This is a genomic window from Pseudomonas sp. CC11G (assembly GCF_056174845.1).
The window spans coordinates 91,758-117,414 of sequence record NZ_JBWBZC010000016.1 but is presented as its reverse complement, the minus strand read 5'-3'; the positions used below and the strand labels follow the sequence as shown (position 1 = coordinate 117,414).

Annotated in this window: 23 protein-coding genes and 2 pseudogenes; 16 read left to right on the top strand and 9 right to left on the bottom strand. The window is 59.7% G+C overall.

All coding sequences use genetic code 11. The features are described from left to right. The first annotated feature begins 90 nt into the window (after positions 1–90). The 7 genes and pseudogenes from AC0V2S_RS18715 (at position 91) to AC0V2S_RS18685 (ending at position 6,136) form a co-directional block, all read left to right on the top strand. Positions 91–1,283: pseudogene (locus tag AC0V2S_RS18715) on the top strand (ABC transporter substrate-binding protein). Between the two features lie 23 nt (positions 1,284–1,306). Then, positions 1,307–2,274 (top strand): annotated as a pseudogene (locus tag AC0V2S_RS18710) (YVTN family beta-propeller repeat protein). Beyond that, positions 2,271–3,041, top strand: a complete 771-nt coding sequence (locus tag AC0V2S_RS18705; protein WP_475511036.1) for an ABC transporter ATP-binding protein — start codon at positions 2,271–2,273, stop codon at positions 3,039–3,041. The pseudogene AC0V2S_RS18710 and the gene AC0V2S_RS18705 overlap by 4 nt, the downstream one beginning before the upstream one ends. Continuing rightward, a complete protein-coding gene (locus tag AC0V2S_RS18700) occupies positions 3,038–3,829 on the top strand; it encodes an ABC transporter permease (protein WP_475511035.1) in 792 nt (263 codons plus the stop codon). The genes AC0V2S_RS18705 and AC0V2S_RS18700 overlap by 4 nt, the downstream gene beginning before the upstream one ends. Positions 3,830–4,035: 206 nt before the next feature. Beyond that, positions 4,036–4,572 carry a PQQ-dependent catabolism-associated CXXCW motif protein gene (locus AC0V2S_RS18695; protein ID WP_475511034.1) on the top strand — a complete coding sequence of 179 codons (537 nt, stop codon included), beginning with the start codon at positions 4,036–4,038 and terminating at the stop codon, positions 4,570–4,572. Positions 4,573–4,606: 34 nt separating this feature from the next. Beyond that, on the top strand, positions 4,607–5,272 hold the full coding sequence (locus AC0V2S_RS18690) for a response regulator transcription factor (protein ID WP_108095652.1): 666 nt from the start codon (positions 4,607–4,609) through the stop codon (positions 5,270–5,272). A gap of 21 nt (positions 5,273–5,293) precedes the next feature. Next, on the top strand, positions 5,294–6,136 hold the full coding sequence (locus AC0V2S_RS18685; protein WP_475511038.1) for a DMT family transporter: 843 nt from the start codon (positions 5,294–5,296) through the stop codon (positions 6,134–6,136). Here AC0V2S_RS18685 and AC0V2S_RS18680 read toward each other — a convergent pair. The 5 genes from AC0V2S_RS18680 to AC0V2S_RS18660 form a co-directional block, all read right to left on the bottom strand. Beyond that, the gene (locus tag AC0V2S_RS18680) at positions 6,133–6,888 is read right to left on the bottom strand and encodes an SDR family NAD(P)-dependent oxidoreductase (RefSeq protein WP_475511033.1); all 756 of its coding nucleotides are present in this window, start codon (positions 6,886–6,888) and stop codon (positions 6,133–6,135) included. The two genes, AC0V2S_RS18685 and AC0V2S_RS18680, sit on opposite strands and share 4 nt — an antisense overlap. 102 nt (positions 6,889–6,990) lie before the next feature. After that, complete coding sequence (locus AC0V2S_RS18675; RefSeq protein ID WP_475511032.1) at positions 6,991–8,043, bottom strand: phosphotransferase family protein; 1,053 nt, start codon at positions 8,041–8,043, stop codon at positions 6,991–6,993. Then, complete coding sequence (locus tag AC0V2S_RS18670) at positions 8,040–9,335, bottom strand: acyl-CoA dehydrogenase family protein (RefSeq protein ID WP_475511031.1); 1,296 nt, start codon at positions 9,333–9,335, stop codon at positions 8,040–8,042. The genes AC0V2S_RS18675 and AC0V2S_RS18670 overlap by 4 nt, the downstream gene beginning before the upstream one ends. A gap of 23 nt (positions 9,336–9,358) precedes the next feature. Next, positions 9,359–10,096 (bottom strand): SDR family NAD(P)-dependent oxidoreductase, encoded by a 738-nt coding sequence (locus AC0V2S_RS18665; RefSeq protein ID WP_475511030.1) that lies wholly within the window; start codon positions 10,094–10,096, stop codon positions 9,359–9,361. 122 nt (positions 10,097–10,218) lie between these two features. Next, positions 10,219–12,450 carry a CoA transferase gene (locus AC0V2S_RS18660; protein WP_475511029.1) on the bottom strand — a complete coding sequence of 744 codons (2,232 nt, stop codon included), beginning with the start codon at positions 12,448–12,450 and terminating at the stop codon, positions 10,219–10,221. A gap of 192 nt (positions 12,451–12,642) precedes the next feature. Between AC0V2S_RS18660 and AC0V2S_RS18655 the strand changes: the two genes are divergently transcribed. Then, positions 12,643–13,050: a VOC family protein gene (locus AC0V2S_RS18655; RefSeq protein ID WP_475511028.1), complete on the top strand. Its 408-nt coding sequence runs from the start codon at positions 12,643–12,645 to the stop codon at positions 13,048–13,050. Here AC0V2S_RS18655 and AC0V2S_RS18650 read toward each other — a convergent pair. Genes AC0V2S_RS18650 through AC0V2S_RS18640 form a run of 3 tightly spaced genes read right to left on the bottom strand, consistent with a single transcriptional unit; the run spans position 13,047 to position 15,829 of the window. Next, positions 13,047–13,826: an SDR family oxidoreductase gene (locus AC0V2S_RS18650; RefSeq protein ID WP_475511027.1), complete on the bottom strand. Its 780-nt coding sequence runs from the start codon at positions 13,824–13,826 to the stop codon at positions 13,047–13,049. The two genes, AC0V2S_RS18655 and AC0V2S_RS18650, sit on opposite strands and share 4 nt — an antisense overlap. A gap of 14 nt (positions 13,827–13,840) precedes the next feature. Then, on the bottom strand, positions 13,841–14,872 hold the full coding sequence (locus tag AC0V2S_RS18645; protein ID WP_475511026.1) for an aromatic ring-hydroxylating oxygenase subunit alpha: 1,032 nt from the start codon (positions 14,870–14,872) through the stop codon (positions 13,841–13,843). Between the two features lie 15 nt (positions 14,873–14,887). Further along, the gene (locus AC0V2S_RS18640) at positions 14,888–15,829 is read right to left on the bottom strand and encodes a Rieske 2Fe-2S domain-containing protein (protein WP_475511025.1); all 942 of its coding nucleotides are present in this window, start codon (positions 15,827–15,829) and stop codon (positions 14,888–14,890) included. A 178-nt stretch (positions 15,830–16,007) separates the two neighbouring features. On the opposite strand from AC0V2S_RS18640, the gene AC0V2S_RS18635 reads away from it, so the two are divergent. From AC0V2S_RS18635 to AC0V2S_RS18625, 3 genes are read left to right on the top strand one after another with little or no spacing between them, the layout of a single operon-like run. Next, positions 16,008–16,478: a MarR family winged helix-turn-helix transcriptional regulator gene (locus AC0V2S_RS18635; protein ID WP_475511024.1), complete on the top strand. Its 471-nt coding sequence runs from the start codon at positions 16,008–16,010 to the stop codon at positions 16,476–16,478. After that, positions 16,471–17,622, top strand: a complete 1,152-nt coding sequence (locus AC0V2S_RS18630) for an HlyD family secretion protein (RefSeq protein WP_475511023.1) — start codon at positions 16,471–16,473, stop codon at positions 17,620–17,622. The genes AC0V2S_RS18635 and AC0V2S_RS18630 overlap by 8 nt, the downstream gene beginning before the upstream one ends. Continuing rightward, positions 17,615–19,084 carry a DHA2 family efflux MFS transporter permease subunit gene (locus AC0V2S_RS18625; RefSeq protein WP_475511022.1) on the top strand — a complete coding sequence of 490 codons (1,470 nt, stop codon included), beginning with the start codon at positions 17,615–17,617 and terminating at the stop codon, positions 19,082–19,084. The genes AC0V2S_RS18630 and AC0V2S_RS18625 overlap by 8 nt, the downstream gene beginning before the upstream one ends. Before the next feature lie 99 nt (positions 19,085–19,183). Here AC0V2S_RS18625 and AC0V2S_RS18620 read toward each other — a convergent pair whose 3' ends face one another. Next, positions 19,184–19,453, bottom strand: a complete 270-nt coding sequence (locus AC0V2S_RS18620) for a hypothetical protein (protein WP_475511021.1) — start codon at positions 19,451–19,453, stop codon at positions 19,184–19,186. A 257-nt stretch (positions 19,454–19,710) separates the two neighbouring features. Between AC0V2S_RS18620 and AC0V2S_RS18615 the strand changes: the two genes are divergently transcribed. From AC0V2S_RS18615 to AC0V2S_RS18595, 5 genes are all read left to right on the top strand, one after another. Beyond that, entirely contained in the window at positions 19,711–20,349 is a 639-nt protein-coding gene (locus tag AC0V2S_RS18615) for an AAA family ATPase (protein ID WP_475511020.1), read from the top strand. Between the two features lie 682 nt (positions 20,350–21,031). Next, a complete protein-coding gene (locus tag AC0V2S_RS18610; RefSeq protein WP_475511019.1) occupies positions 21,032–21,265 on the top strand; it encodes a hypothetical protein in 234 nt (77 codons plus the stop codon). 481 nt (positions 21,266–21,746) lie between these two features. Continuing rightward, positions 21,747–22,526 carry a hypothetical protein gene (locus AC0V2S_RS18605; RefSeq protein ID WP_475511018.1) on the top strand — a complete coding sequence of 260 codons (780 nt, stop codon included), beginning with the start codon at positions 21,747–21,749 and terminating at the stop codon, positions 22,524–22,526. Positions 22,527–23,560: 1,034 nt separating this feature from the next. Beyond that, positions 23,561–24,556, top strand: a complete 996-nt coding sequence (locus tag AC0V2S_RS18600) for an integrase domain-containing protein (RefSeq protein WP_475511017.1) — start codon at positions 23,561–23,563, stop codon at positions 24,554–24,556. Next, positions 24,553–24,894: a hypothetical protein gene (locus tag AC0V2S_RS18595; RefSeq protein WP_475511016.1), complete on the top strand. Its 342-nt coding sequence runs from the start codon at positions 24,553–24,555 to the stop codon at positions 24,892–24,894. Before AC0V2S_RS18600 ends, AC0V2S_RS18595 begins: the two co-directional genes overlap by 4 nt. The last annotated feature ends 763 nt before the right edge of the window (positions 24,895–25,657 follow it).

Sequence of the window (25,657 nt, the reverse complement as noted above, 5' to 3'; positions counted from 1 at the left end):
CTTGGTACTGGCCGCCTGGTACTTTCTGCATATTTCCCAGGGGGTGGGCGCTTCCTATGCTGGCGGCACAAGAACAAGGAGCGCCCCGCCATGCGCCACTACCTGATGTACGCCTGGCTTATCTGCTGGCCATTACCTGCTCGGCGCTGCTCGCCACCCAGACCTTTGCCGCTGAACCGCTGCACGTGCGTATCGGCTACCTCGGCTATACGCCGGACGTGGGTCCGCTGATGTCCAACGTCATTCCCGAACCCACCGACGCCGGCCTGCGCGGAGCCGAACTGGCGATCACCGACAGCAACAGCACCGGGCGTTTTCTCTCAAGCACGAATACAGCCTGGACGTCGCCACCGCCGACACGCCGGAAAAACTCCTCGCCGCTGCCCAACGGCTTCACAACCAGGGCCTGCGCCTGTTTGTGGTGAACGCCCCGGCCGACACCCTGCGCCAACTCAGCGCCGCCTGAGCGACAGCTTGTTGTTCAACGCCGGCGCCTACGACGACGACCTGCGCAGCCAGAACTGCCCGACCAATGTGCTGCACACCCTGCCCAGCAGGGCCATGCTCACCGATGCGCTGGTGCAATTTCTGGTGCTGCGCCAATGGCAGAAAGCGCTGCTGATCGTTGGCCAGAAACCCGGCGACCTGGCCTACGCCGCTGCCCTGCGTCGTGCAGCCAAACGCTTCGGCGTAAAGATCATCGCGGAAAAACCCTGGAGCTTTGATAACGACCAGCGCCGCAGCGCCCAGGCCGATATGCCGTTGTTCACCCAGGCCAGCGATTACGACGTGGTGCTGGTGGCCGATGAGGCCGGCGACTTTGGCGAGTACGTGCCCTTCAACACCTGGTTGCCGCGCCCCGTCGCCGGCACCCAGGGCCTGGTGCCGATGGGCTGGCACAAGACCGTGGAAACCTACGGCCCGCGCAGCTGCAAAAGCGCTTCGAGCTGTACGCCAAACGCTGGATGAACGACCGCGACTTCGCCGCCTGGATGGGCGTGCGCAGTATCGCCACCGCCGTCACCCACCTTAAAAACACCGACCCGGCGGCCATCCGCACCCTGGAGCTGTCGCCCGATTTACCGCTGGATGGCTTCAAGGGCCGCAAGCTCAGTTTCCGCTCTTGGGACGGCCAACTGCGCCAACCGATTCCGCTGGTACAGCCACGCGCCCTGGTCAGCACCTCGCCGCAGGAAGGCTTTCTGCACCCCGATACCGAGCTGGACAGCCTGGGCCTCGATGCGCCCGAAAGCGGTTGCCGACTTAGCGATCAGCCCCTCTAAAAAACCAACAACAAGGAACCGCCATGCGCCGTCTTTTTGTGTTTTCCGCTTTGGCCAGCGGCCTGCTTCTTAGCTCGTCGGGCTTTGCCGCCACGGCCTATATCTCCAACGAGAAAGACAACAACATCAGCGTGATTGACGTTGATACGCAGACCGTCACCGCCACACTTCCCACCGGAAAACGCCCGCGTGGCCTGCTGCTGTCGAGCGATAACAAGCTGCTGTACATCTGCGCCAGCGACTCGGACACCGTGCAGGTGATGGACCTGGCCACGCGCAAAATCATCAAGGAACTGCCCTCCGGCGCCGACCCCGAGCAGTTCGCCCTGCACCCCAACGACCGCTGGCTGTATATCTCCAACGAAGACGACTCCTTGGTGACCGTGGTCGACACCCAGGACAGCAAAGTGCTGGCCCAGGTGGACGTGGGCGTGGAACCCGAAGGCATGGCTGTAAGCCCCGACGGCAAGTGGGCGATCAACACCAGCGAAACCACCAACATGGTGCATTGGATCGACACCGCCACCCAGACCCTGGTGGATAGCACGCTGGTCGACCAACGCCCGCGCCACGTGGAATTCAACAAAGACGGCACTCAACTGTGGGCCTCGGCGGAAATCGGCGGCACCGTCAGCGTGATCGACGTGGCCAGCCGCAGATCATCAAAACCCTGAAATTCCAGATCAAGGGCGTGCACCCGGACAAGGTGCAGCCGGTGGGCGTGAAGCTGACCCGCGACGGCAAATACGCCTTCGTGGCCCTCGGCCCGGCCAACCATATCGCCGTGGTGGATGCGAAAACCTTCGAAGTACTCGACTACCTGCTGGTGGGCCGCCGTGTTTGGCATATGGCCTTTACCCCGGACGAGAAAACCCTGCTGGCCACTAACGGCATCAGCGGCGATGTGTCGGTGGTGGACGTGGATAGCCTGAAGGTGACCAAGTCGATCAAGGTCGGCCGTTATCCATGGGGCGTGGTGGTGACACCGTGAAGGCGTTGGAAGCGGCCAATCTCAGCTTCGGCTATGGCGCGCGGCAGGCGTTGCAGCAGGTAAGTTTCAGCCTGGAGCCGGGGCGTTTTACCGCCCTGCTCGGGCCTAACGGCGCGGGCAAGTCAACGCTGATTGCGCTGCTTACTCGCCTGTACGACCTGCAACAAGGCGAGCTGCACGTGTACGGCAATAGCCTGCAGCGCCAGCCGCGTGAAGCGCTGCGCCAGTTGGGTGTGGTGTTTCAGCGAAGCACGCTGGACCTGGACTTGAGCGTGGAGCAGAACCTGCGCTACCACGCCGCGCTGCATGGCATGCCCAGCAAATTGGCGACGGCGCGTATCGAAGCCGAATTGCAACGCCAGCACTTGCAGGAGCGCCGGCGCGATAAGGTGCGCGACTTGAACGGCGGCCACCGCCGCCGAGTGGAAATCGCCCGCGCCTTGCTGCACCAACCGCGCCTGTTATTGCTGGACGAAGCCAGCGTCGGCCTCGACCCGGCCAGCCGCCAAGCGCTGCTCGCCCACGTGCGGCAACTGTGCCGCGAGGAAGCCTTGAGCGTGCTGTGGACAACGCATCTACTGGATGAAGTGCAGGACGATGATGCGTTGTTGGTGTTGCATCAGGGCCACCTCGTGGCCGACGGCGTTGCTAGCGATATCGCCAACAACGACACGCTGGCTAACACCTTCTCCCGCCTCACCAAGCCTCCTGTGGGAGAGGCTTCAGCCTCGATTGCAGGCGCCTCGGTCTTGAGAACCCCCACATGAACGCCTATTGGCAATGCCTGCGCGGCATCGTATTACGCGAATGGCTGCGCTTCGTGCTGCAACGCACGCGCTTTCTCAGCGCCCTGGTGCGTCCGTTGTTATGGCTTTTGGTATTCGCCGCCGGCTTTCGCGCCGCATTGGGCATCGCCATCATCGCCCCGTACGACACCTACATCACCTACGAAACCTATATCGTGCCGGGCCTGGCCTGCATGATTTTGCTGTTCAACGGCATGCAGGGCTCCTTGGCGATGGTCTACGACCGCGAGATGGGCAGCATGCGCGTGCTGCTCACCAGCCCGTTGCCGCGGGCCTTTCTGCTGGCCAGCAAGCTGTTGGCCACGGCGCTGATTTCGCTGCTGCAGGTGTACGCGTTTCTCGCCATCGCCTGGGCCTACGGCGTGCAACCGCCAGCCTGGGGCATGCTCGCGGCGCTGCCGGCGTTGCTGTTGGTGGCATTGTTGCTGAGTGCGATGGGGCTACTGCTGTCCAACGGCATTCGGCAGTTGGAGAACTTTGCCGGGGTGATGAATTTCGTGATCTTCCCGTTGTTCTTTTTGTCGTCGGCGCTGTATCCGCTGTGGAAGATGCGCGAGTCCAGCGAGTGGTTGTATTGGTTGTGTGCGCTCAACCCCTTCAGCCATGCCGTGGAGTTGGTGCGGTTTGCGCTGTATGAACGTTTCAACCTGTTGGCCATGGTTGTGTGCCTAGTGCTGACTCTGATCTTCAGCGTACTCGCCGTCCTCAGCTTCAACCCCCAGCACGCCGCCGTACGCCGCCCTTCGTAAACCGTAGGAGCGACCTTGGTCGCGAATCCTGGAAACCCCAGTCTTTGATCTTCGTTTCCAGGATTCGCCAGCAAGCTGGCTCCTACAACCCCTCTACTACTTTCGTACTGGTTTCACCCGCTCAATGTCCAATTTCCAAGGGGGGTGGGCTGCCGTGTAATGGCTACATAAAAATAAATAAGAGATGCCTCGCCATGCGCTGCTTTATGCACACGTCCGTCTGCGTGCTGCTCGGACTTCTGGCCCTCAACTGCCAGGCCGACACTACGCCCGCCCTCTTCTCCGAAGACGGCTATCGCATCACCCAATACCGCAGCCCCACACCCGCGAACGCCGACCACGCGCGCACCCTCGACACCCCTGCGCTGCAAAAGCTGCTCAAGGAGCAACCAGCCACCCGCCTGGTGGATGTATACCGGCGCACCTGGCTCAACGGTCAATTTATCGAAGACGAACCCCACGCCAATCTGCCGGGCAGCCTGTGGCTGGCCAATACCCGCAATGGTGACCTGGAGGGGCCGTGGCTGGCCTATTTCGGCGACAACCTGCAGCGCCTCACAGAAGGCGACCTGGCACGGCCGCTGGTGTTCTATTGCCGTTCCGACTGCTGGGCCAGCTGGAACGCGATCAAACGCGCCCACGAGCTAGGCTACAAGCAACTCTATTGGTACCGTGACGGCATCGATGCCTGGGAACAAGCGGGCCTGCCCCTGATGCCCGCACAACCCCAGGCTTTTCCCTAAGCCCCGCAAAATCATAAGAAGACAGGTGCTGACCATGTACAAAATTCTGATCGCCGACGACCACCCGCTGTTTCGCGAAGCCATACATAACGTGATCAGCGACGGCTTCCCCGACAGCGAAGTGATGGAAACCGCCGACCTCGACAGCGCCCTGCTGTTGACCCAGGAACACGACGACCTCGACCTGATTCTGCTCGACCTGAACATGCCCGGCATGCACGGCCTCAACGGCCTGATCAACTTGCGCAACGAAGCGCCGACCATTCCGGTGGTGATCGTCTCCGCCGAACAAGACAAGCAAATCGTGCTGCAAGCCATCACCTATGGCGCGGTGGGCTTTATCACCAAGTCATCGCCGCGCCTGCAGATGACCGAAGCCATCGAGCAAATCCTCAACGGCCAGGTCTACCTGCCCTCCGATATTATCCGCACCCAGAAAAACCCCAGCCGCCACCGCCAGAACGATGCACCGAGCTTCGCACCGGAACTGCTGCAGGCGCTGACGCGCAAACAGCTGTTGGTGCTGGAGCGGATGACCAAGGGCGAGTCGAATAAGCAGATCGCCTACCACCTGGAAATTGCCGAGACCACGGTAAAGGCCCATGTGTCGGCCATCCTGCACAAACTCAATGTACATAACCGCGTGCAAGCCATTCTCTCCGCCGGTGATATCGACTTCGCGGCCTACCTGCGCCGCTAAGGGTTTTGTATGGAAAAGGTGCTGACCCCACGCACCCTGCTGCTCACCGCCCTGGCCATGCTGGCCTTCGCCGGCAACTCCTTGCTCTGCCGCCTGGCGCTGAAAACCACCCACATCGATGCCGTGACCTTCACCAGCGTGCGCCTGCTCAGCGGCGCGCTGGTGCTCTGGGTGCTGCTGCGACTACGTAACCGCACGGCGCCCATGGCCGGCAACCTGGCCTCGGCGGCGGCGTTGTTTGTGTACGCCGCCGCCTTCTCCTACGCCTACCTGCACCTGGATGCCGGCGCGGGGGCGTTGCTGCTGTTTGGCGCAGTGCAGATCAGCATGTTGGTGGTGGGGTTTGCTCGTGGTGAGCGGGCCAACCTAAAACAGGGCATTGGCTTTGTGCTGGCGTTGGCCGGGGTGATTGCCTTGATGCTGCCGGGCGCCAGCGCTCCGCCGTTGGTAGGCGGTGGCTTGATGCTGCTGGCCGGGGTGGCCTGGGGCGCGTATTCGTTGTTGGGGCGCGGGGTGAAGGATCCGCTGGCGGCGAGTGCTGGCAACTTTCTGCGGGCGATACCCTTTGCCATCCTGCTGACCCTGGTGTTTATCCAGCGCCTGAGTTGGGATACCTCGGGGTTGATCTACGCCCTGCTGTCCGGCGCGCTGACTTCGGGTGTGGGTTATTTCATCTGGTACAGCGCGTTGCCGGGGCTCAGCGCCCTCCAGGCCGCGTCGGTGCAACTGAGCGTGCCCATTCTCGCGTCGTTGGTGGGCGCCATGCTGCTCGGCGAAACCATCACGCTGCGTCTGGTCATTGCCTCAGTGGCAGTGCTGGGCGGTATCGCGCTGGTATTGCGCGCAACTCGCCGACGCGCCTAGCTCAACATCAGCATGCCGCCGTCGACCATCAGGGTTTGCCCGGTGACAAACCGCGAGCCCTCGCCCGCCAGAAACACCAATACCGGCGCCAGGTCGCGCGCCGGTTCGCCCAAGCGGCCACCAATCGGTACCTGCCCGGCCATATAGGCGTCGTGCTGCTGCAACTGCTCGGCACTCATGCTGGCGCGGGTGGCGTCGTACATCGGCGTCCACATGGCGGGCGCAATGGCGTTTACGGTAATGCCCAGCGGCCCCCATTCGCGCGCCACGGTGCGTGTCCAGGCTAGCACCGCGCCTTTGCTGGCGGCGTAGTGGGCTTTGCCGGGCTGGCCCATCACGCCGGCCGCCGAGGCGAAGTTGATGATGCGCCCGCCGTGGTCCTTGAACCGTTCATAGGCAGCGCGGTTGGTGAGGAAGGTGCCGCGCGTATTCACGGCAAATACCTTTTCCCATTCATCCAGGGTGATGGCGTCGGCGGTTGCGTTGGGCGCGATGGCGGCGGCGTGCACCAGCACATCCAGGCCGTTGAGTTGTTCGCAGGCAAAGGCGAAGGCGGCGGTAACCGACTCGCTGTCCGAGATATCGCAGACCCGCGATCGGGCCCAGCCGCCGTTGTTGTTTTCAATGGAGGCGGAGTCGCCCACGTCCAGGCTAACCACGTGGGCGCCCTCCTCGACGAACGCGTTGACCACCGCCGCGCCGATACCCCGCGCGCCGCCGGTGACGATGATGCGTTTACCTGCCAGTTGCATGGTGTATGTCCTCTGACGTTGATTTCCGTAGGAGCCAGCTTGCTGGCGAAGCTCTTCGATGGCGCGCAAACGCTGAAAGCGCTTTCGCCAGCAAGCTGGCTCCTACGAGGGGTGGTGGATTCGGTTAAGTGCCGTGGCGAACAGGCGCGCGGCCGAAGCGTGGTGTTTTTCGCCGGTGGCCATGGGCGCCTTGCCTGCGCAGGCGCGGGCGTAGCTGACTTCGAGAAAGATGCCGAGCTTGAAGCCAGCCAACACCAGGTACCAGGTGAAGTCCGCCAGCGAACGCGAGCTGCCGGCGCGGTAATGGGCGACCAGTTCGTCGCTGCTGCAGAAGCCATCCCAGGGATGAACTTCAATGGTGCCCGCGCCAAACCCATCGGCGTCGGGCCAGGTGACTACCAGCCAGGCCAGGTCCAACAGCGGGTCGCCAATCGTGGCCAGCTCCCAATCGACCACCGCCGCCAGCTCTGCGCTGTCGGGACGGAACATCACGTTGGAGAGGTGGAAGTCGCCATGGGCAATGCCGGGCTGGAATTGCTGCGGGCAGTTGCCATTTAGCCACTCGGCCAAGCGTGCTAGCCCTGAAAGGCCATCGGCGCCCGGCCAGTCGGGGTAATCCTTGACGCTATCCAGATGCTGCAGCCAGCGCGTTACCTGCCGTTGATGAAACCCTTCGGGGCGGCCAAAGTCGGCCAGACCCACGGCCTGGTAATCGATTTCCCCCAAGTGCAGTAACGCATCGACCATGGCCAGGCCCATACGCCGGCGCAACGCTGGCTGCTGGCTATGGGGTGCAGGCAAACCGTGCGCGGAGTTGGGGTTAAAGCCTTGCACCGGTTCCATCAGGTAGAAGATGGCACCCAGCACGCTCGGGTCTTCACAGGCCGCGATCAATGTCGCATGCGGCACCGCCGAACTGGCCAGGGCCTTGAGCAAGCGCGCTTCACGGGCGATGGTTTTGCCGCCGACTTCGCTCAGCGCTTTGGAAGGCCGACGCAGCACAAATTCACGCGCACCACGGCGAAAGCGCAACAAAAGATTCTGCGTGCCCCCGGTCAGGCGTACCGGCGAATCAATGGGGCCGCTCTCCAGCCCCTGCCCGTCCATCCAGACGGCCAGGCGTTGCAGGTCGACCAACTCCTGCCAGTCGCTCATGCGTCCTGCTCGCCGAGGCTGGCCAACGCATCGGCGTATTTTTCCCGGGCGCGCGCCGCTGCAGTCGGGCGGTGATAATCGGGAAACAGATCTTCACAGGGCTCGTAGTCCCGCAGCAGCTGTTTGGCGACGGTGACCTTGTGCACCTCGGTCGGTCCATCGGCCAGGCCCATTTGGTAAGCGCGGACGATATAGCCGGTAAACGGCATTTCTTCCGACACCCCCAACGAGCCATGGACATGCAGCGCCCGCGCGGCGATGTCGTGCAGCACGGTGGGCATCGCCGCTTTTACCGCGGCGATATCTTTGCGCACCCGTTTGTAGTCTTGGTACTGGTCGATGCGCCAGGCCGTGCGCATCACCAGCAAACGGAACTGTTCGAGTTGAATCCAGGAGTCGGCGATCTTCTCCTGCACCATCTGTTTATCGGCCAAACGGCTGCCCTGGGTGCTACGCGACAACGCCCTTTCGCACAGGGCATCCAGCGCTTTTTGCGCCTGGCCAATCACGCGCATGGCGTGGTGCACACGGCCGCCGCCGAGGCGTACCTGGGCGACCACAAAGGCCTGACCGGGCTCGCCCAACATATCGCTGGCCGGCACACGCACCCGGTCGAAGGACAGATACGCATGGGTGGCCGCCGGGTCATCGGCGATGCCGACGTTGCGGATAATGCTCACCCCGGGCGTGTCGGCCGCGACGATAAACATCGACATGCCGGTGTGGGCCGACACGCTCTTGTCGGTCACGGCCATCACGATATAGAACGCGGCGTAACGGGCATTGGAAGCGAACCATTTTTCGCCGCTGATCACCCAGTCATCACCATCACGCACCGCCTCGGTGGTGAACACCGCCGGATCAGCGCCGCCTTGGGGCTCGGTCATGGCAAAGCAGGACACGATGTCGCCGTCGAGCAGCGGTTGCAGGTAGCGCTGCTTCTGCTGCGGTGTGCCGTAGTGAGCGAGGATTTCGCTGTTGCCTGAGTCCGGTGCCTGGCAACCGAACACGATGGGGCCGAACAGCGAGCGGCCGAGAATTTCATTAATCAGCGCCAGGCGCACCTGGCCATAGCCGGCGCCGCCCAGTTCCGGGCCGAGGTGGCAGGCCCACAATTTTCGCGCCTTGACCTGCGCTTGCAGCGGTTTGACCAACTGGCGGAACAGCGGGTCGTGAATATTCCAAGGGCTGCCCAGTACATGGTCCAGCGGCTCGACTTCTTCGCGCACGAACTGGTCGATCCAGTCCAGCTCCAGCTGAAATTCGGGGTCGGTCTGAAAATCCCAGGCCATGGTACGTCTCCGAGCAAAAGGGCTTAGGCCAGCAGCATGCCGCCGTCGACCAACAGGGTTTGGCCGAGCACGTAGCTGGCCAGGGGCGAGGCGAGAAACAGGGCGACATTGGCCATGTCTTGCGGGGTGCCGAGGCGCCCCTGCGGAATGCCGCGCAAGGCGCCTCCCAGGCGTTTCGGGTTGCTGGTGGTCACGCGCGTGAGCTTGGTTTCCACCAGGCCAGGGGCGATGCCGTTTACCCGAATACCATCGCGCGCCCAGGCTTCGGCCAAGGTGCGCGTCAGGCCAAAGGCGCCGGTTTTCGAGGCGTTGTAAGCCGGGTTGCCACGGGTGGAATGAAAGGCGGCGGCCGAGCTGACGGTGATCATCGAGCCCTGCGCCTCCTTTAACTGCGGGTAAAACTTCTGCGCGCAGACCATCAGGCTGGTGAGGTTTATATCCAGCACCCGTTTGAAGCCTTCGGTGAGGAATTCCTGGCGGTCGTAGAGCACGGTGCCCTGGGCTTGTACCAGTACATCCAGGCGGGAAAACGGGATGGCGGCGGCTTCGATCAACGCGGCATCCGCGACGTCGACCTGGGCGTAGTGCAGGCCTTCCAGGTTGGAGTCTGGCGAGTCGGCATAGGCCTGCGCGTTGGCGCGGGTGCCCCACACATACACCTCGGCACCGCGCTGCCGGAAGCTTTGGGCAATGCCATTGCCGATGCCGCTGGAGCCGCCGACGACCAGCACGGTTTTGCCGCTGAAATCCAATTCGTTCATGGGTACTCCGTTGGGTTTTTGCGGGTGGGCCATGCCCTCGCGCTTTTGATCTCGTAGGGTGTGCTCCGCGCACCAAGCGATTTCAGGGGAGATCGCAATGGTGCGCGGAGCACACCCTACGGTTACAGCGTTAGCAGCCCGGCTGCGGCCAAGCGTTCCAATTCATCACCAGCAAAACCCAGCCCTTCCAACACCTGCCGGGTGTGTTGGCCCAGGGCCGGTGGCGGACGTTGCAGGCTTAGCGGTAAATCACCGAAATCCCAGAACGCGCCGATCTGTTGCAGGTCGCCGTAAACGGCGTGGGGATAGCGGGTGTGCAGGCCGGCAGCGGCGTGTTCGGGGCTGTCGAGAAAGGCGTCGAGCTGGGCTTCCAACACCGCTTCGGCAGGCACCTTGGCGTCGGCCAGGCGCTCCAGCGCAGTGATTTGGGTAAGGCCCGCGAAGTAGTCGGCAGGATGTTCACCAGCGACTGAATGGAATCGTTCGACCTCATCGGGTAACAAGGCCGCCACCGCAATCCAGGCATCCCGGCAGGCGTACAAACGGTGGCTATCGCTAAGACCCGTCTGCTCGCCATCCATATGCGCAATGGCACTGACGCTGCCATCCGCGCGGCCGACCGCTTCGCTCATGGTCAGCAGGGTGGCGCCGAGTAACGACGAGTTGACCATCTGCCCGGCACCGCTGCGGTTGCGCTGGTACAGGCCGAGCAACAACGCATACACCGACGACAACCCGGCAAAAAAATCACCCACGCCAAAGCGCAGCCACATGGGTGGTTGCCCGGCGCCGCCCTGCTCCACTTCCCAGCCGCACGAGGCTTGCATCAGTTGGTCGAACCCCGGCCAATCGGCACGCGGGCCGCTGGGGCCATAGGCGCTGACATGGCAGTAGAGCAGCTGCGGATTCAGGGCCTTGAGACTGTCGTAATCGACCTTGAGTTTGCGCGCCGCCGGCAGGCGCATATTGTGGTGCACCACATCCGCCCAGCGCGCCAGTGCTTGCACGGCGGCCTCGGTTTGGCTGTCACCCAGTTGCAGCGCCACGCCAAGTTTGCCGCGTTGGGTGCCGCTGAAAATTCGTTCGAGGCGGCGCATGGCATCACCTTTCGGGGCCTCGACTTTGATCACCTCGGCACCCAGGTCTGCCAACAGCAAACAAGCAAAGGGGCCGGCGAGATAGGCGCCCAGGTCGAGCACCTTAAGGCCGTGCAGCGGCGGCAATGAACCGGCAACAACTGCAGCAGCTGGTGTTTTCGGCAAGGCGTTCAGTAGCTGCCGATTGCCCTCCCCGGCAACCGGCGCACTGCCGCCGACCTGCGCTGGCGGCTGTACTTGCCAGGCTGGACCCGGCTGCAAGGTTTTACCCAGCTCGGCATCGTCCACTTCAACCACGTAGCCGTTAAGCCGTGCTTGCTCGTCGAAGTAGATCTGGCCAAACGGCGCGGCGATCTGCGCGGCCACGTCGTGCTGCCAGAAGTGCTCGACCCAGTCTTGCGCCGGCCGCGTGGCGATCACCGCCTTGTTGGCGCCGAAGTTGGGCGCCACGTGGCTCGGCGGCCATAGCGCATTCAGACGCGCCACCTCGGCTTCACCCAGTTGAACGAATGCCTCGGCCATCCACGGCGCTTTGTCCGGCGAGTAATGCACGTGCAGCCAACGGCCATCGGCGCATTGGTGCAGAGGAATGGGGATGTGTTTATCCAGGCCCTTGGCGAAAGTTGGCGTCGGGGTTTGCGCGCGGTTCCAGTGCATGGTCATGGGCACCAGCGCGGCTTGGGCCAGGCTGGTATGGGCGATGCCGCCACGGCCGTCACGGTCGCGGGCGATCAACCGCGCCATCACGCCGACCACACAAAGCCAGCAGGCCAGCCAGTTGGCGAATGGCATGCGCACAAATACCGGGCCCTCGCGGTGGCCGGGCTGCTCGTCGAGTAAACCTAAGCGAGCGAGGATCAGGGTTTCCCGTGGCAGCGCATTGGCCAGCACGTGGCGTTGCGGCCAACCACTGATGGCGGAGATAACCAGGTTGGGGAACGCTTCGCTGAGCTGCGCATCTTGCAGCCCGTGGGCGGCGGCGACTTGCGGGGTGAAGTCGTGGAGCAACACATCGGCGCTGGGCAGTAGAAGCTGCAACTGCTGGCGGTCGCCTGGGTTGTGCAGGTCAAGGGTAACGCTGCGCTTACCGCGATTGAGCGTGGCAAACAGCGCCGCGTTTAGCCGGGCCGGATTGCCGGGCGGCTCAACCATCACCACCTCGGCGCCGGCTTCACACAATTGCAGGCCGGCGGCAGAGCCAGCGATACCGGAACACAGGCTGATAACGCGAATACCGTGGAGGATGGCTTGGCTCATACAGCACCTTTTGGTGTCTTGTTTTGCTCATAGCGCCCTGCGGCAAAAGCTGCAGCACGATCCCATGGCTGCACTCTACTGCGCCGCACAATAATTCCATATTTAGATTAGGATTCCGAATATAGAACCATAAGTCACAATATGCACACTTACCTATACTTTGTTCCACTTACTGGAAAACGGGCATTGCCGATGATTACGCGTATGGACCACTTCACCATCGTCAGCGACGATCTGGAGGCCACCCGACAGTTCTATGTCGGGGTGCTTGGTCTTGCCGAAGGGCCGCGACCGCCCTTCCCGGTGCCGGGGTTCTGGCTGTACGCGGGAGAGCGGCCGGTGCTGCATGTGGTGGGCGTGACGAAGATGCCGGAACCGCGCCGTGGCGTGCTCGACCATATGGCGTTTCGTGCCGAAGGGTTGGAGCGCACATGGCTAACGCTGGAAGGCCACGGCATAGGGTTTTCCGTAGTCCGTGCACCGGGAGCCGAACGAACCTGGCAGCTGTTTATGCAAGACCCCAACGGGGTGGAAGTGGAGCTGGATTTCGACGCCGCTGAATTGCCACCTGCCGACTGGAAAACGCGCCTCGGCCGCTAGAGCAGCCCGGCATAACTGCCGCCATCCACCTGCAGGTTTTGCCCGGTGATATAGCCCGCCTGCGCCGAGCACAAGAAGGCGCAGGCGGCGGCAAATTCTTCGGGTTGGCCAAAGCGCCGCGCCGGTATGGGCTTGAGCATTTCCAGCCGCGCCTGCTCCAGGGTGAGCGTGCGTTGCTTGGCGACCTGCTCGGTCATATAGCGCAGGCGATCGGTCTCGATACGCTCGGGCAGCAGGTTATTGAGGGTGACATTGTCGCGCGCCACCTCGGTGGCCAACGCCTTGCTAAATGCCGTAAGCCCGGCCCGCGCGGCGGTGGAAAGGCCCATGGGTAAACGCGGCGATTTGACCATCGCCGAAGTGATGTTGACGATGCGCCCGAAGCGCCGCTCGCGCATACCACCGACCACCGCCTGAATCAGCAAAATGGCCGACAGCATATTGGCCTCCAGCGCGGCCAACCACGCCGCATGGTCCCAGTCTTCCAGTCGCCCCGGTTCCGGGCCGCCGTTGTTGGTGATCAGGATGTCCACCACCGGGCAGGCAGCCAATAACGTCGCGCGCCCGGCCTCAGTGGAGAGGTCGGCGACTACGGTGCGCGGCAGATAACCACTGACCTGCAAGACCTCCTGCGCCGCCAGGGCCAACGTGGCCGGGTCGCGGCCATTGATCACCACTTCGCAGCCTTCCTCGGCCAACGCCACGGCACACGCTTTGCCCAACCCTCGGGACGAAGCGCAGACCACGGCGGTACGTCCTCTGATACCCAGATCCATTGCGGCGCTCCTGGTTAGTCGTGCATGCCCAATAGGCCGGAGATATCCCGCCCGGGCTCGGCATCGCTGCCATAGGCGAACTGCCCGGTGGCCTGGCGCTCGGCCAGTTGCTCCATCTGATAGCGGTAGCGGGTGCCGGGTTTGTCGAAGCGCGAGTGCATATCCAGACGCTCGTCGGCCTCGAAATAGCGCTGGTTTTGCGGGCGCACCACGGAGTTGTCTTGCGGCTGAATGATGTAGTTGATGCGCGGCATCACATAGCGAAACGGCGCCGGCGCGGCAGTCGTATTGAAGGTGACGTCGCAGCGGGAACGGTGCTTGCCCACCGGCAGAAACGGTTGCAGGTTCGGTACGTCATAGCCGGGGCGAAAGCGCGGGTAGGAGATGCACACGTTGCTGCGCAAATGGATATGCAGCACGGCGCGAAAATCCTGGTACTTGGCGCGCACACCGCCGACCCAACGCATGATCGGCGCGACGGATTTCTGCGCCACGGTGCGGGTACGGGTGACGGTTTCCGAGGTCCACTCCACTTCCACCACATCTGACTCGGAAATGCCGTCGCCGATGGTATTGGCATGGAGAAAGTCGGCGTGGGTCAGGTCGATCAGGTTCTCCACCGACAGCGCTGAGGTCGCATCAAAGCGCACGGTGCGCTGGGTGTAGCCGGGGATATTGCCGTCTTCGGGCAGGAACGGAATATGCGGCAGCAGCAAAGGGTCGGCGGCATCCGGGTTGCCGTACCAGGCCCAGATATAACCGTAGCGTTCCACCACCGGATAGAAGCCGCTGCCGCCAGTAAATTCGCTGAGGTTCAGCGCTTCACCTTTGCTGCGCTGTGGGTGAAATTCGGCAGCAATCGGCAGGCCGTTTTCGCGCCACAGGTAATAGGGTTGGGCGTGGATGATGCGGCGGATAGGCCGTGCGCTCAGGTCGCGGCTATGGGAGACCGGAAACCAGGTATCGCGCAGATCGTAGTTGATCGGTGTCCAGTCGCCGCGCAGTTTGCGCGCGGGTGTTTCATTTGAGATTGGAACGGGATGCATGGCAGTTCTCCTGGCTCAGACCACCGCGCTCACGGGGATCAAACGGGGCTGGCGGGCAGCCTGCAAATCGCGCGATGGGGCTTCCAGCAAAGCCGCCACGGCCGCGCCATCGATCAGACTGTTAACGGTAAAGGGCGCCTTGTGCCGCACCCGTGCTGTACGCCAGCGCAACGGCGCTTTGGCAGGCACCTCGGCATGCACATAGCCGCGCCAGCACAGGCTGGTAGTGCCGCGGCGATTGGCGCCGGAGGCGATGGCCAGGCTGATCAGCGGCGTTTCATCTTCGCTCAGCAGGTCGACGCGGATACTGCCGCCCTGCACCGGCACGGCGGTGCGCACGATCAGCGGGTAATCGACGACAAAATTGGACGGCAGTATCTGCGTGCTCCATACCGCGCCGCGCTCCAGCACCAGGCGGCCGTTTTCGTTGCGCGCATCGCCGAGGAAGAAATCGGTCATGCGCACATGGGCGAAATTCAGCAGGCATTCGGGGCCATCGAGCATCGCGGCCAGGTACTGCTCGTGGCTCATATTGACGATGGTTGAACCGGTGAACTGCTGGCCGGCAGGGCGGTAATCGTCGGTGGGCAAATCGATATCCGGTACGCCCTCGCCCAACCACACATGCACGAAGCCATTGCCCTCGCTAACCGGAAAGGCGCGCGCGGCATAGCGTGGAGGTACCGGTTCGTTGGCGCGCAGATTGGGAATTTGTGTGCAACGCCCGCTGGCGCCATCGAAGGTCCAGCCGTGGTAACCGCATTGGAGGCCGGAGGCCACTACCCGGCCCAGCGCCAACGGCACCCGGCGGTGCGGGCAGCGGTCTTCCAAGGCGAAAGCCTGGCCCTCGGCGTTGCGGAACAGCACCAATTCCTCACCGGCGAACGCCACGGCCAACGGCGTTTTGTCGTTCACAGCCTCGGTGAGCGCCATGGCCCACCAGCCAGGAGTCGTCATCAGGTTTTGCCTCGTTATTGTTATGTAGGGCATCAAGGTAGGGGTTAACGGTAGCGCCGCGAGGCGGATGCAGCAACCACAAATAAACACTTTTCTATTATCTGTATAAATTAAATTGCACAAAGCCGCTTAGCCTAAATATCATAAGCATGCTCATGGACTTCCCAGGTATGCCCAAATGCCCCGATCAACCCTTGGTTTTGTGCTGCACGACGTGGCGCGCCTGATGCGCAAACGCTTCGAACAACGCGCCCGCGCCGCCGGCCTGACCCGCTCGCAATGGCAGGTGCTGGCCAAGCTGTCGATGCATGAAGGCATTCATCAGAAAGGCTTGGCCGACCTGCTGGAGATCGAGTCGATCACCTTGGTGCGCCTGCTGGACAAGATGCAGGAGCGCGGCCTGATCGAGCGCCGCAGCCACGCCACCGACCGCCGTTTGTCTTTGCTTTACCTCACCCCCGGTGCCCATCCCCTGCTGGAATTTATGCGCACCATCGGCGAACAGACCCGCCTGGAAACCATGACCGACTTCACTGCCCAGGAGCACGACCACTTGCTGCACTACCTCGAACGTATGCGTACCCACTTGCTCACCGCCTGCGCCCAGCCGGTTGGCGATGCCCTCGAATGCGAGGTGAAACATGGCTGAGCCCGTGATGGAACGCCCGACCGTGCAGGCAGACGTAAAGCCCGTGCAAGGCATCGCGCCGGAAGCAGTGCCGCCGGACGACGAGCCGGTTCCCGCTCGCTCGCGCACCCGCATGGGTTTGTTCGTGCTGGCGCCGTTGGCCGTCGCCGCCTTTGCCGCCTGGTATGTGCTGGGCGGCAGCGTGGTCAGCACCGACAACGCCTATATACAAGCCGAGCGCGTGGGCGTGACCACCGATGTCGCTGGCATCGTGGCCGCCATCGAAGTGACCGATAACCAGGTGGTGCATCAAGGCCAGGTGCTGTTCCGGCTTAAAGCCGAGCCCTTCGAAATCGCCCTGGCCAGCGCCAACGCGCACCTGGACAGCGCGCGCAACCAAATCATGTTTCTCAAGGCCAGCTATAACCAGTCGCTGGCCGAAATCGCCCAGGCCGAAGCGAAGTTGCCGTACTACCAAACCAACTTTCAGCGCCTGGAAAAGCTGGTGAGCGTTAACGCGGTGTCCAAAACCAACTTCGACGACGCCCATCAAGACCTGGACAACACCCGGCAAAAAGTCGCCGTCGCCAAGGCGCAGGCAGCCGCGGCATTGGCCCAGCTTGGCGGAAAGCTGGACAGGCCGGTGGAGCAACACCCGTCCTACTTGCAAGCACGGGCAGCGGTGAACGAAGCCGAACGTAACCTACGCAACTCGGTGGTAGTGGCGCCCTTCGACGGCGTGGTGACCAATGTGGATTCGCTGCAAGTGGGCGCGTACCTGCAACCGCCGCAGTCGGCCTTTAGCCTGGTATCCAGCGACCGCTTATGGGTGGCGGCATCGCCGAAAGAAACGGAGCTGACCCACGCCCAGGCCGGCCAGAGCGTCACGATTGCAGTGGACACCTACCCCGGCGTCACCTGGCACGGCACGGTAGAAAGCATTAGCCCGGCCTCCAGCGCGAGCTTCTCGCTGCTGCCGGCGCAAAACACCACGGGCAACTGGGTAAAGGTGGTGCAGCGCATTCCGGTGCGCATCCGCATCGATGACAGCGCCGGCAAGCCGCCCTTGCGCCACGGCATGAGCGCGGTGGTAGACATCGACACCGGCGCCGCGCGCGGCCTGCCGAAACCACTGGCCAGCCTGTTCGCCAGCCACCATGAGTGAAGTGCTCGGGCCACTGCCGCCCTCCCCGCTGCGGGTCATCATTACCCTGTGCGTGGTGCTGGCGGTGGTGATGCAGGCCCTCGACACGACCATCGCCAACGTGGCGCTGCCGTATATGCAAGGCAGCGTGTCGGCCAGTGCCGACCAGATCAACTGGGTGCTGACCAGCTATATCGTCGCCACGGCGGTGATGACCCCGCCGTCGGCCTTTCTGGCCCAGCGCTTTGGGCGCAAGCGGGTGCTGCTGTGGTCGATCTTCGGTTTCGTGCTGACGTCGGTGCTGTGCGGGATCGCCCAATCGCTGGAAGAGATCATTCTGTTCCGCCTGCTCCAGGGCCTGGCGGGCGCCGCGTTGGTGCCGTTGTCGCAAGGCATTTTGCTGGACATCTACCCGCAGAAAGACCGTGGCTCGGCCGTGGCGTTGTTCGGCGTATCGGTGATGGTCGGCCCGGTACTGGGCCCGATGCTCGGCGGCTGGCTGACGGAAAACCTCAGCTGGCGCTGGGTGTTCTTTATTAATCTGCCCATCGGCCTGCTGGCCTTTATCGGCATGACTCGTTTTATTCGCGAAACCCCGCCGGACCGCCCTGCGCGCCTGGACTGGTTAGGCTTTGGTTCGCTGAGCGTGGCGATCATGTCGATTCAGCTGTTTCTCGACCGCGGCGAGCAACTGGGCTGGTTTGACTCCGGGGAGATCATCATCGAAGCGCTGGTCGCCGCCGTGGCCACCTACATCTTTATCGTGCACACCCTCACCCACGACAAACCCTTTATCAGCCTCAAACTGTTCAAAGACCGTAACTACTCGGTGGCAGTGGTGTTCATCTTTATCATCGGCATCACCTACCTGGCCTCGCTGGCGCTGATGACGCCCTACCTGCAAACCCTGATGGGTTACCCGGTATTAACGGCTGGCCTGGTGATGGGGCCACGGGGGCTGGGCACGATGATGACCATGTTTATGGCCGGCAGACTGATGGGCAAGGTGGATATACGCCTGATCCTGTTCACCGGGCTGGTGATGTCCGCCTGGTCAATGTACATGATGACCGGCTGGACCCCGGCGGTGTCCATCGACACCATCATCTGGGTCGGCTTTATCCAGGGCGCGAGCCTGGGGTTTCTATTCGTACCGCTGACCACCATCGCCTTCGCCACCCTGCCGCCGCAACTACGCGGCCAGGCCACCGGGCTATACAACCTGTCGCGCAACGTGGGGTCGAGTGTCGGGATCTCCATCGTCACCGTGCTGCTGGCGCAGAACACGCAGATCAACCATGCGGAGATTGGCGCGTATGTCACGCCGTTCAATCGGCTGTTCGAGCAGTGGCCGGTGAGCAGCTACCTCAACCCCCTGACCGCCAGCGGCCGCGCGGCGCTGGATGGGATGATTACGGTGCAAGCCAGTTGGGTGGCGTATCTGGATGACTTCAAATTGCTGATGCTGCTGTCGATTGGGTGATGCCGTTGTTGTTGATATTCCGGAAACCAGCGCCGCTAGAAAACATTACCTCCTAAGGCCGCGCTGACCGAGTGCTACGCAGCGCTCAACCTGCGACGGTTATGAAATCTGCTCCACATCCAAGAGGGTCCACACTACGAGCCCTTGCCGTTTGATTTCTTTTTCAGCCTCAAGCTTCGCGATATCCACGCTAATGGATCGGGATCTGAATTCGAACTTGAAGGTCGAGCCACCGTCAGCTTTTCGAACGCTGTAGGTGACCAAGGTGTGAGGGAAAATCCGTTTCTCTCTCTTTATCTCTTCCTTGGCAGCTTTATCGTCTAACTCCAACCCTAGAGCTTGACGCATTTCGTTTTCAGTCAAATGCATGTGTAGCGATACTCCAAACCTTCCTGGCGGCTCATCAGCCACGTTCGATTCAATACTGGACCATGCCTGCTTAAGGTCACAAGCGAGAGTCACCAGATCTTTGCTTCACCCTCATCAGAAGAGCACCTCCAGTCGGCATGCCAGTGTCGCTAATCCTGGGCGATGGCATCAGGGATTACAGACAGTTGCATTTCCAAGACTCATGACACGCTGTGATTTCACAACTCGCAAATCACATGTCATAGGTACGAAATAAGATGATCCTTGTTGTCGGTAGCAATAAAGGTGGCTCCGGAAAAACGACCCTGGCCACCAATCTCGCCGTAGCGTTCTCGCAACGACTCAAAAAAGTCTGTTTGGTAGACGCTGATCCCCAAGGGTCCGCCATGTACTGGAGCGGCGTACGCGAGAGAACTGCGGCATCGCCAATCGGCACAATGATGCGGCGTGGAAACCTCATAGACCCCTTGAGAGTTCTAGACCAGCAGCATCAGATGGTGATCGTCGATGTACCAGGTCGAAACAGCCAGGAGTTACTCAGCGCGGCGACAGTGGCGGACGTCCTCATCGCACCCCACGTCTGCAGTCAGTTGGATCTGGAGACGCTTCAAGAACTGGAGGATCAGGTTCGCCACGTGCGCCAGTCCAATCCGCGACTGCGTGTACTGATTTACCAAGCGTTAGCCACTACCAACCCCGCAATCCGTCGTCGGGAGCGGGATGACTTTCGAAACTACGTCGGGGAGTTTGAAGCCCTCGAACTCGCGAGCTCCATCGGCTATCAACGTCTCGTGTATCGCGACTGCATCTCTGCTGGTACCGGAGTTGTAGAAACGGCAAATGCTCATGCTGCCGATGAGATCACTCACTTGCTGGACGAGGTGCTGCTTGGTTAATCCGCCCCGCAAGCCCCCTACTGCAGCGGGCGATTTGACCTCAACTACTCGATCACTTGCTGATAGAACCTATAAAGGCGCACAAGGCCCGGAAGAGTCGTGTATGCGCCCTATCACTATCAACTTGCCCACATGGATGATCTATCAGTTAGAAGAAACCGCCTTGCAAAACAAACGGAGAAAAGGTGCCGATAAATCTGTTAGCGCGCTGGTCCGGCTAGCACTAATCGAATCGGGCGTACTGGGTGGAAATGTTAAGCGGGATGCATGACCTCACAGATCACAGATCACAGATCACAGATCACAGATCATATTTTTGGAGCCGGGAGCCCAGTGTCCGCAATGCGTTCTAGATCGAAAACTAAAATAAAGGAAGTGCTGGCCTACTTGGTGGGATTCACCGTGGTAGCAATACCCGCCACCCTACTCTTACTCAGTTCCGGATCTCAGGTGGCTGATTGGAAGTTGACGGCTTTAGTAATCGCCGAGTTCATTAGCGGAGAAGCATTCCGATCGGGATATCTCCTCCGTCAAAAAACGCTCAATCAAGGTGCTTGTCTTAGCAGAAAGAACCGTAACTGCAACTAATTTCTGTGGAAAGTCAGACATTGATTTCCGCACTTTATTTAAAGCCGCTGCTGCTTACGTTCTGGAAACCAGCAGCCAATAACTTGGAGCCGCAATGAAAAAGTTAGACTCGCTGCGATTATCAGCTGATGAAGAGGCTTTCTTAGACGCATGGACCATTGTGTATATAGAAGCCAAAATAGAACAGACTCTGGGGCTAGCGCTTTCTCATTTCTTACGTGCGCCGGGCAAATACCTTCTGCATGCCTGGTTGAGCGCGCCATCCAAAGTAGAGCCGTGTCGTCAGTCTCTCCTTAAGAAGTCTGCCGCAAAACAGACCATCCACTGAGGAAGCACACCCCTACGGACGGATAGTAAACATATTAGAAATCCCGGGTTGCATATGTACGAGTTCATGATCACCTGAAGCCTCCTCTACGATGGAAGCTCACTATGAACACTAATATCTTAGACATACTAAGCCATGAATTTTGGAAACGGTTTTATCGCAGCGGAGCGTTCGTTATCACTGCAACAATCATACTTACGCTACGAATTGCAAGTATCGACCCTACCTCCCGACCAGAACACATACTGGAGTTCGCGTTCTGGCGAGTCTTTTTTTTACTGATTTTCCACTCAGCCCCTTTCTGCTGGGCCTCTTATCTTTACCGCGGCTACCAGCTAAAAAACATACCTATTCCACTCCACGAGACGCTAAGACTACTTCGAATGCCGATCGCTGCCTGGTTGGCAGGGTGCCTCCTAATCTCGTTTTTCCTCTGGCCGCACTTAACGATGTAACTGCATCGCCAGTGTTGATACCCCAAATGAAAACCACTCTATATCCGGGTAAGGATCATTACGTGCGCACGATCATATTGCTCTTCATCACTTCGCTAACCGCCGGATGCGGTCTTCTCCCCAGGACCGGCACTCCATCAGAGGCACTTCAAGTTGCCGACGCGATGGGCGTTCCCGCTAACGATGTGCCGAAGTCCACGTACGCCCAAATTACCGCGCGCCGCGGAGCTACCTCTACGGGTAAGAATCTGGACAACACCGTATCGGGCGCTGCACATCTGATTGGCTCTGGAGACCCTACGATGCTTCTCTTGAGTGGACTGACGCCTCGCAGTATCTCTGCAAACATCCAAATCGTTGCCTGGGTTCCTGAAGAGGTAGCCTCAAGTCCACAACAGGCAGTCGATATCAGCAAGAAGTCATATCTCGAGGCGAGCGCGAGCGCTCATGCCAAAACAGAGGAAGATCGACAAAAAATGCTCGGGTACAACGTGCGTTACGTCTTGGGTCAGCCCTATGGCGAAGGTGGCCCGGTCCACGCCTATGCACAACTTGCAGACCTGATCGCGGACCACTCGCCAACGCTGTCCACCCCGCCATCGTTCATACGCTCGCCGAACAGAGTCTACGGACCGATCTTCATCGGTGCTTGGGGAGGCCACGCCAAGGCTGAGGACGTTCAAACGACTCTAAGGATGTCTTCGCTACTGCCGCCTTGGTTCTACATCTATAGCCCCGGCCTAACAGGCGTCGCTCCACCATCCATCATGAACCAGGGCAGGCAACTGCTTTTTGTAGAGCCATGACCACTGAAATGCTAGACGGCTGGCCGTCGGGCTATACGCAAGGCGTTTACAAACCAGCCAAGGTGCATAAAAGGTGAACTTAAGTTCACTCGTCGCCCACAGACCCCGCACATAAGAGCAGGATTAGTGTGAAAAAGGTGCACTTAAGTGCACCTTTTTTAACTGTAGAGCTAAATTACTCCAGCGCCTTTACTTGCCAAGTGCACAAAAGTTCACCTTTCGCACACCGAGCGTTCGCTCTTTTTCCATGCAGTACCCTCCCAACTAATCCCCCCGAGCCACTTTGCCTATACCTGTATAAGCAGCACTTTTACCGTTAGCGCACTACTGGCTGAGACAGAGACGGGTTGGTAGAAACTAGGAGGTGCGCCAGCTACAGCGTGACTACTGGTGACAAAGTTGCTGACAAACACAAAATATTTCTTGAAGAACGTATTGCAAACTCTCGGCAAATCCACGAAAGTTTGCTCACCGACGCAATCCAATGCTGGATTGCGTGCTGTACAGCTGGTTACCAGCACTTCTCAATCTGCCTAGGTCACTCCTTTGCAGAGATGGCTCCCAAAAGGAGTCCGTCCTTCCTCGAAACCCTGGCAACGCTCAGAAACCTCAATATGCGATGCGGCGCCTCCCCGGCCCGAACATCGACGCCAATCCCCATCATCGCAACACTCTCATCCGCCCTATTCGGGCCTCTGTGTGAAAAGCAGACATGGCTGACAGCCGATGGAACGAGATCTAAAAATGCAATGCGGTGGTGTCAGCCACCAGCCAAATGCCGCCGTCCGTATCGGACCCAAGGGCCATGCCTTGCAAAATCTTCATGTGATCTTTTAAAGCGTCCATGCGAGCTTTTGAAGCTTCCATCGTTTTCTTGAAGCAGTCCTATGCAGGGTCTTCCTGTTAACACTAACCGTGTCTTGGCGGAATTGACTGCGACCGGAAACAAAGTAACTACCACAGAGAGGCGGTGGCCTAGACCAGCGCGAAGAGAGGTGTCGTCCGGATTTTTAACTTTATGGGAGAGCGCTTACATGGCGCGTTGTAGAAAGCGGTACGGCAAGCAGAACTCGAAAAATATGGGATGGGGGCGCAGCGCAAAACATGCTGCCAAACATGCGCTGACTTGTCACTTCGGCGGAGGTAAATTCGGAACCGTTGCAGCCCATAGCCAGCGTTTCAATCTCTCCTGCGACTGGATGAAAGCGAAGTTGGGCATAACAGATCTACGCAAGGTTACGAAGGAGAACGTGATCAGTTATGCGATGTACCTCAAAGCATTGGTGCTTGGTGGGCGTATCACCGTTGCTACTGCGACAAATCGAATTTCATCGTGCAACGTGGTATTTAAATTACTGCGGGCCGATACCAAACTTCATATTGACAAGATTGGGGAATTGCTTGGACTAAAACGGTGCTATATCCGACAGTCAGCACCGGATGGCATGCAGTTGTCCGATGTTGAGCATCTCCAGCAGCAGCTTGTCGGAACGAGATTAGAACGAGTTGCGGCCGTAGTCGGCCTAGCAAGTGCATGCGGTATGCGACTTCGAGAATGTATTCTTGCAGATCTGCCGCGTTTACAGCGCGAGGCGAGGAAAATAGGAAAGATCAATATCCAGGAGGGAACTAAAGGAGGCCGTAGAGGCGCGCATGCCCAACGCTGGATTACAGCAACGGACCAAGTCAAAGAAGCCATCGAATACGCGATAGAGATTTCTCCAAGGAGCAGCAGAAACCTTCTTGCCTCGGACGAAGAATACAAAAACTTCCTGAGGGGCCCAATCCAGAAGGCTCGAAGAAAGTTTCTCGGCAAAACCATTAAAGGCTTTCATGAGTTGAGAGCAGCCTATGCATGTCGTCGCTATGAACAACTTACCGGCTATCCTGCCCCCGTTTTATTGAAGCGGAAATTTTTTACGGACGAAGAAAAAACTGCAGATCAAAATGCACGAAAAATTATCAGTCAGGAGCTCGGCCACAACCGAATCGAAATCACAAACTCATATTTGGGCAGCAATACAAAATGAAAGTTTCGATGAAAGATTTTTTGGATGGAGTCCTAAATGGCGCTCCCGAAACCTATGAGCGGGATTTAGCTCAAGCCAAAAAAATGCTGGATGTAATCCGTGTCCGCTGGGGTGCCGACCACCCTAATCAATGGAAGCATAAATATTTACGCTGGTTCCTGGATGTTTACCAAAAATCAGACAAACCAGAAACACGATACAGATATTGGCTTACCGCAAAAAAAATCATGAAACGCTTAGGTAAAGAAGAGGACTGGATTCCACGCTTGAAAGGTTCTTGGACTGAACCACATCGCAAAAGTAGCCTGGCCAGCCACACGACCAAACAGTCTAAGTAGAAAAGCTTTTCGCCTTCCAAACCCCTCAGTGGCTTAAAGCAAAATAAAGCCGGCCAAGAACCGGAATTTATTTGGCTCTTAAACTTCCGCCGTGTACCTAAAAAACTTGCATTTCCCGAATTCGGTTGAGACTGGATTTCGACACTTCAGTAGCGTTCACGAATTAAGCGCGCGCGCTGTCCAAAACTGCTTCGTAGGGAAAATAATCGATATGCCCTTAACATCGTTGTTTGTCATTGCCGGGATCGGTCTGATCGGCCTCAAACAATGGCTCAAACAGAAAGAAAGGGACCATAAGCATCGAGCCTGGTTAAGGCTTCCAACCTTCGCTAGGTACGACGGCTGGGCCAAGACTCAGCAGAATCGCAATGGCGTTCATTGCTACCACTGTGGCTCACGCAGCATCCGTCAATTCGGCCTTGAGTATCGCAACGACCAGCGCCGTATTCATGCTTGCAACCACTGCAATGTCCAGCTTTACCGCACGATCCGCTAGCGCAGCAACATTCATTTACGGGGGATAAAAGGTAGTTCTGGGGATTCACAACCGATCGCGCTCCGTCGAAGCGAAGCTACTTATAGAGATCGAACCGAGTGGAAAAGACACTTTCGAGCATGTCCATACTCAATAATTCTACGTCCTGAAGCGCGTAGAGGAAGCGAGAACAATCAAGACTTGGATAAGAGCCGCGCGCCCTGCGAGAAGGGATATTTGGGCCACGGATGCACCGTTCGCGACCGATCGATGGCAGCCTAGGCACTC